This window comes from Candidatus Avelusimicrobium faecicola (assembly GCA_900540405.1).
Taxonomy (GTDB): Bacteria; Elusimicrobiota; Elusimicrobia; order Elusimicrobiales; family Elusimicrobiaceae; genus Avelusimicrobium; species Avelusimicrobium faecicola.
The window spans coordinates 1-5,946 of record UQFW01000064.1 but is presented as its reverse complement, the minus strand read 5'-3'; the positions used below and the strand labels follow the sequence as shown (position 1 = coordinate 5,946).

At 50.8% G+C, this 5,946-nt stretch carries 8 protein-coding genes and 1 pseudogene; 8 read left to right on the top strand and 1 reads right to left on the bottom strand.

Going from position 1 to position 5,946, the window contains the following annotated elements; all coding sequences use genetic code 11:
* Positions 1 to 3: 3 nt before the first annotated feature.
* On the bottom strand, positions 4 to 1,053 hold the full coding sequence (trpS, locus tag ACQY18_RS06115) for a tryptophan--tRNA ligase (protein ID WP_176777040.1): 1,050 nt from the start codon (positions 1,051 to 1,053) through the stop codon (positions 4 to 6).
* Between the two features lie 106 nt (positions 1,054 to 1,159).
* On the opposite strand from trpS, the gene fmt reads away from it, so the two are divergent.
* The 8 genes and pseudogenes from fmt to ACQY18_RS06075 all read left to right on the top strand — a co-directional run.
* Positions 1,160 to 2,107, top strand: coding sequence for a methionyl-tRNA formyltransferase (gene fmt, locus ACQY18_RS06110; RefSeq protein ID WP_428039228.1), 948 nt, complete (start codon positions 1,160 to 1,162; stop codon positions 2,105 to 2,107).
* A 1-nt stretch (position 2,108) separates the two neighbouring features.
* The gene (locus ACQY18_RS06105) at positions 2,109 to 3,110 is read left to right on the top strand and encodes a PASTA domain-containing protein (RefSeq protein WP_176777042.1); all 1,002 of its coding nucleotides are present in this window, start codon (positions 2,109 to 2,111) and stop codon (positions 3,108 to 3,110) included.
* 1 nt (position 3,111) lies between these two features.
* Positions 3,112 to 3,804 carry a ribulose-phosphate 3-epimerase gene (rpe, locus tag ACQY18_RS06100; RefSeq protein WP_428039227.1) on the top strand — a complete coding sequence of 231 codons (693 nt, stop codon included), beginning with the start codon at positions 3,112 to 3,114 and terminating at the stop codon, positions 3,802 to 3,804.
* Positions 3,805 to 3,840: 36 nt separating this feature from the next.
* Positions 3,841 to 4,095, top strand: a complete 255-nt coding sequence (gene rpsP, locus ACQY18_RS06095; RefSeq protein WP_428039226.1) for a 30S ribosomal protein S16 — start codon at positions 3,841 to 3,843, stop codon at positions 4,093 to 4,095.
* A 12-nt stretch (positions 4,096 to 4,107) separates the two neighbouring features.
* Positions 4,108 to 4,338, top strand: coding sequence for a KH domain-containing protein (locus tag ACQY18_RS06090; protein ID WP_176777044.1), 231 nt, complete (start codon positions 4,108 to 4,110; stop codon positions 4,336 to 4,338).
* A complete protein-coding gene (trmD, locus tag ACQY18_RS06085; protein ID WP_176777045.1) occupies positions 4,339 to 5,064 on the top strand; it encodes a tRNA (guanosine(37)-N1)-methyltransferase TrmD in 726 nt (241 codons plus the stop codon).
* Positions 5,065 to 5,087: 23 nt separating this feature from the next.
* Positions 5,088 to 5,423: pseudogene (gene rplS, locus ACQY18_RS06080) on the top strand (50S ribosomal protein L19); the annotation flags it as partial.
* 290 nt (positions 5,424 to 5,713) lie between these two features.
* Positions 5,714 to 5,946, top strand: a 233-nt coding sequence (locus tag ACQY18_RS06075) for a hypothetical protein (RefSeq protein ID WP_428039225.1), incomplete at its 3' end; no start/stop codon positions are given.

Below are 5,946 nucleotides of genomic sequence, written 5' to 3'. Positions count from 1 at the left end.
TTTTTACTTATTTTCAAAATAGTTGATTTGCATGGCGGCGCGGACGGCGTGCAGTGTTTCGGCGGCGGCCGCACGGGCTTTTTCTGTGCCCGCTTTCAAAATTTCGTACACTTCGGGCAGTTTGGCTTCCCATTCTTTGCGCCGGGCGCGGATGGGGGCCAGTTCCGCCTGCAACACCTGGTTGAGGAATTTTTTAATTTTTACATCCCCCAAACCGCCGCGCTGATAGTGCGCTTTTACTTCGTCCAAATTCTTGTATTCCGGCCAAAACTTGGCAAAATGTTCCGGGCGGCAGAACGCATCCAAATACACAAACACCGGGTTGCCCTCCACGGTGCCGGGGTCTTCCACGCGCAAGTGGTTGGGGTCCGTAAACATAGACATTACTTTCTTGCGCACCGTTTCTTCGTCGTCCGATAAATAAATGCAGTTGCCCAAGGACTTGCTCATTTTGGCTTTACCGTCCGTACCCGGCAGGCGCAGGCAGGCTTTGTTTTCCGGCAGAATAATGCGCGGCTCCACCAAGGTTTCCCCATAGGTGGAATTAAAGCTATGCACAATTTCCCGGCATTGTTCCAACATAGGCAGTTGGTCTTCCCCCACGGGCACGTCCGTGGCGGCAAAGGCGGTAATATCGGCCGTCTGGCTGACGGGATACGCAAAAAAGCCCAGCGGAATACTGGCCTGAAAGCCGCGCATTTTAATTTCCGATTTTACCGTCGGGTTTCTGCCCACGCGGGCCACCGTCACCAGGTTCATATAATAAAATGTCAGCTCCGTCAGTTCCGGTATCATGGATTGGATAAAAATGGTGGATTTTTGGGGGTCAATCCCGCACGATAAATAATCCAGCGCCACCTGGATAATATTTTCCCGCACTTTTTGCGGTTGGTGGGCGTTATCGGTAAGTGCCTGCGCGTCGGCAATCATAATAAAAATTTTGTCAAACTTGCCGCTGTTTTGCAATTCCACGCGGCCTTTTAAGGAGCCTACATAATGCCCCACATGTAAACGCCCGGTGGGGCGGTCCCCCGTCAAAATAATTTTTGCCATAATTAAAAACCTTCCTATATATAAAATCTTTTTATTATTATACGATTTTAGGGCCCGCTCCACAAACCACCCGGGCGGCCTTATTTGCTAGAATATAAAGAGCATTATGAATAAATTAAAAACCGTTTTTTTTGGTACGCCGGATGTGGCCGTACCGTTTTTGGAATTATTAAACCAACTGACGGATGTGCAGTTGGTCGTCACGCAAGCCGATAAACCGCGCGGGCGCGGCATGGAAATTTCCCCCTGCCCGGTCAAAAAGCGCGCGCAGGAATTAAACCTGCCCGTATTATCGCCCGAAATCTTAAAAACCCATTACGAAGACCTCGCCCGCGTGCCGTTTGATTTGGGCATTGTGGTAGCGTATGGCAAAATTTTCCGCCCGAATTTTTTGGCCCTGCCCAAATACGGGCTGATTAATGTGCATTTTTCATTATTGCCGCAGTTGCGCGGGGCGGCCCCGGTTCAGCAGGCGTTAATACAAGGCTACCAAAAAACAGGGGTCAGCACGTTTTGGATTCGCGAAGGCATGGACGACGGCCCGCTTTATACCCAAAAGGAATACGCCATCACTCCGCAGGACAACGCCCAAACCTTGTTTGAAAAACTAATCGCCCTGGGGCTAGAGGCCCTGCAAGAAACGGTGTTGGGCGTACAGGCAGGAAAAATCATCCAAACGCCGCAAACGGGCGAGCCGACGTTGGCCCCCATGCTGACTAAGCAGGACGCCCAAATCACTTTTGCAAGCGGCGCGGCCCCGGCGCTGTTCAACCGCGTGCGCGGTTTAGCGTGCGGCCCCAAACCCAAAGCCACCATTACCCTGCATGGCAAAAAGGAGCCGTTGCAACTGGTGCGCACCCGCGTGGAAAGCACCACCGCCGCCGGAACACCGGGCCAAATACTGCGCGTTGAAAAGGAAAACGGGATTTTAGTACAATGTAAAGAAGGCAGTTTATGGATAAGCGAACTGCACCCCGCCGGAAAGCGGCCCATGCCCGCGTATGATTACGCCATGGGGCACGCCTTAAAAGCGGGTGAAAAGGTGTTTGATTAATATGTCCGCCCAAAAAGAACAAAGTTTTGAAGATTTTTTCAAACGGCCCCTCCGTACCCGCCGCAAAGCGTGGATTATTGCGGGGGTGATTGCCGTTTTCTTCCTGGTACTCATTTTTATTTCTATTGATTGGGTATTCGGCGCGTTAGTGCATACCCGCAAAGAAGTACAAGTGCCCGATATTACCCAAAAACCCGTCACCGCCGCCTTAAACGCTTTAGCCGCCAACAATTTGGCGCTCAAACAGGCCGGGGTGGAATTTGCCAAAGATGTACCGTCCGGCTCCGTTTTGCGCCAACTGCCCACCGCCGGAAGCACCGTGCGCGAAGGGCGCATCATCCGCGTGTGGATTAGCCAAGGCGACGAAATGGCGTTTGTTCCCAATGTGGTAGGCAGTGACCTGCGCGCCGCCCAACTGGCCGTGCGCCAAGCGGGTTTATTGGTAAACAAGGTGGAAAACGCCTATTCGCTTACCCATGAAAAGGGCCTGATTGTTTCCCAATCCTTAAAAGCGGACAGCATGGTGGAAAAAGGCCAAGGCATTGATTTGGTTATTTCCAACGGTCAGCCGCCGTCCAGCGTGGTGTTGGTGCCCAATTTCAAAAACAAAAAACTGTCCGAAGCTACCCTCTGGGCCAGCGCCCAAAACATAGATTTAATCATTAAAGAAGACCCGGATTCCGTCTTCCCCAATGGCACGATTGCCGCCCAAAACCCGGAAGGGGACAGCCAAATGACCCCCGGCTCCAATTTGGAAGTGACGGTCAGCCGCCGCCAAGTGGAAGGGGATGAAAAAGTGTATCACTTGCATTACGAAATGCCCCAAGGCAAAAACGCCAGCCGGGTGCGCGTATTGCTGATAGACGAACTGGGCGAACGCGAAATGATGAACGATATGCAGCAGCCCGGCAGTAAAATTGATGTGGAAATTCCGTATTCCGGCAAGGCCACCGTGCGGATAAGTGTAGACGGTGTACTGGTGCGCGAACGGGAGGTATTATAAAATGCCCTCTTCCAAAATGGTGCCCGCAAATGGTAAAATATCTATTGCGCCCTCTTTGCTATCGGCCGATTTGTTTGATTTGAAACAAGACATCCGCCGGGTAGAAGAAGCAGGCGCCGATTGGTTGCATGTAGACGTAATGGACGGGAATTTTGTACCGAATTTAAGTTTCGGCCCGGCGTTAGTGGCCAGCTTAAACGGCCGCACCAAATTGCCTTTGGATGTACATTTAATGGTGCAGGAACCGGCCCGGTTTGCGGAATCTTTTGCCAAAGCGGGGGCAGATGTAATTACCATCCACTTGGAAGCCCGCGATAACGTGCGTGCCACCTTGGAAAAAATAAAAGCCCTCGGGGTATTTGCCGGGGTATCCATTAAGCCGGATACCAAACCGCAGGCGTTGGCCCCGTATATGGATTTGTTGGATTTAATTTTAGTGATGAGCGTATACCCCGGTTTCGGCGGGCAGGCGTTTTTGCCCGGCAGCCCGGAACAAATACAAGGGGTGCGCGAAGTTATCCGCCAAAGCGGCCGGCCGGTATGGCTGGAAGTAGACGGCGGAATTAATAAAGATACGGCCGCATTGGCCGCCCGCGCCGGAGCGGATGCCCTGGTAGCCGGGAGTGCAATTTTCAAAGCCGCGGACCCTGTATTGGCCCTCAAGCAAATCAGACAGGCGGCCTCGGACATTTAACATTAACCCCATTAGGGGTACAAAGGAGAAGTCATAATGGCAGTAGTAATTAGATTACAACGGGTGGGTAAAAAATCCCAGCCTCAGTACAGAGTTGTAGCGATGGAAAAGAAATCGGCCGTCGGCAGCGAAGCCAAAGAAGTATTGGGCCAGTATCATCCTTGCAATCCGGACGCGGCCGCTCAGATTAAACTGAATATGCCCCGCGTGGAACATTGGATAAAAGTAGGTGCCGTACCGTCCAAAACCGTAGCCAACTTGATTAAAAAAACCAACGCGGCCGCCAAATAACGGGGAAACCGTATGAAAGAATTGGCGACGCTTCTTCTTAAATCTCTTTCTTCCGCGCCGGAAAATGTGGTAGTGGAAGAAACCGAGGAAGATAACAAAATCTACCTGACCACAAAGGTAGACGCGGCGGACAAAGGCAAAGTGATTGGCAAAGACGGCTGCATTATTAAAGCAGTGCGCACGGTTTTAAGCGCGGCAGCCTCTAAGCAGAACAAAAAAGTCACCTTGAAATTGGAAGACTAAATGCTTAAAGTGGACGTGATTACCGCATTCCCGGAAATGGTGGACCATACCTTGGGTACCAGCATTGTGGGCCGGGCGCGTAAGGCGGGAATCCTAAAGCTCGGGTTTGTAAACCCGAGGGACTTTACCACGGATAAGCACAAAACGATTGACGACAGACCTTACGGCGGCGGCCCCGGTATGTTAATGATGGCGGAACCGCTCCACCAGGCCATACAAAAAGTACGCAAAAAAACGTCTTTCGTGATATTAACAAGCCCGCGCGGCCAAACTTTTAACCAGCAAATGGCTAAAAAATTGGCCAAAAAACGCCACCTGATTTTTGTGTGCGGGCATTATGAAGGCATAGATGCCCGGATTTACCCGGAGGTGGATTTGGAAGTGTCGCTGGGGGATTTTATCCTCACCGGCGGAGAACTGGCCACTTGCGTGATGATAGATGCACTCACACGCTTACGGCCCGGAACTTTTAAGAAAGACGACGTCACGTCGTCCGAGTCGTTTGAAGAAAACTTGCTGGAAGCCCCGCAATACACGCGGCCGGAGGTTTGGCGCGGGCAACGGGTACCGGCAGTATTATTGGGCGGAAACCACAAAGAAATTGAAAAGTGGAAGTACGAACAAGCCTTGGCTTTAACCAAAAAAATGCGGCCGGATTTGCTTTGTAAAGCCTCTCCAAAGCAAAAAAGGCGCAGCAGTGTAAAAAAGACGTCAATTAAGAAATAACCGAATTCGGAGGAAGTTGTTTTATGAACATTAATCAAATTAAACACAATCTCAAGACCAACGTACCGGTCTTCAAAGCGGGCGATACCGTAAGAGTAAAAGTGAAAGTTGTTGAAGGCGACAACGAAAGATTGCAGGCTTTTGACGGCGTTGTTGTAGCGCGCAAAGGCAGTGGCATTGGCGAAACTTTCACGGTCCGCAAAATCTCCTTTGGCGTGGGTGTGGAACGCATTTTCCCGATTCACTCCCCCCGCGTGGACAGCATTGAAGTATTAAAAATCGGTAAAGTAAGAAGAGCTAAACTGAACTACTTAAAGAAGCTCTCCGGTAAAGCTGCCCGCTTGCAAGAAGTAAAAAAACCCACCGCTAACGCTGCCGCTCCGGTAGCCGCCGAAGCGGCCAAAACGGAAGAGGCTAAATAGGTAATCCGCAAGGTTTCACCTACTCCGATTCAACATCCCGGCGCCTACTAGTAGCGCCGGGATGTTTTTTATCCGGGTTATATTATTTTACGCATTTTTTATTTTTTGCTATACTGGGGGTAGCCCTATTTAAGGGCGGCGGTTCTTTTATACAAACAGGCAGGGCCTAAAAGTGCCTAGGCCCTTTGGCCCTTTTATTCTTGCCGTAAAAAGGATAGGCTACTAATATGAACAGAAAAATAACGCTTTTGGTTTGTTTATTGTTTTTACTCCCCGTTTTTGCCGGCGCACAAAACAGCGCGTTAAAAAAGGCCGGCAAAGCGGCGCGCGCTTTGGTTCAAAAATCCGGCAAAAAATACCCGGCCGCGTTCAAATATGCCGAGGCCACCAAAGCCAAAAAAGCCGCTTTAGCCGCCACCGCGGCGCAAAAATCCACCGCCCAATCTATTGTTTTACACCC

Coding starts and splice junctions, on each gene's coding strand:
- trpS (WP_176777040.1), bottom strand. CDS start 1,053: ATGGCAAAAATTATTTTGACGGGGGACCGCCCCACCGGGCGTTTACAT.
- fmt (WP_428039228.1), top strand. CDS start 1,160: ATGAATAAATTAAAAACCGTTTTTTTTGGTACGCCGGATGTGGCCGTA.
- ACQY18_RS06105 (WP_176777042.1), top strand. CDS start 2,109: ATGTCCGCCCAAAAAGAACAAAGTTTTGAAGATTTTTTCAAACGGCCC.
- rpe (WP_428039227.1), top strand. CDS start 3,112: ATGCCCTCTTCCAAAATGGTGCCCGCAAATGGTAAAATATCTATTGCG.
- rpsP (WP_428039226.1), top strand. CDS start 3,841: ATGGCAGTAGTAATTAGATTACAACGGGTGGGTAAAAAATCCCAGCCT.
- ACQY18_RS06090 (WP_176777044.1), top strand. CDS start 4,108: ATGAAAGAATTGGCGACGCTTCTTCTTAAATCTCTTTCTTCCGCGCCG.
- trmD (WP_176777045.1), top strand. CDS start 4,339: ATGCTTAAAGTGGACGTGATTACCGCATTCCCGGAAATGGTGGACCAT.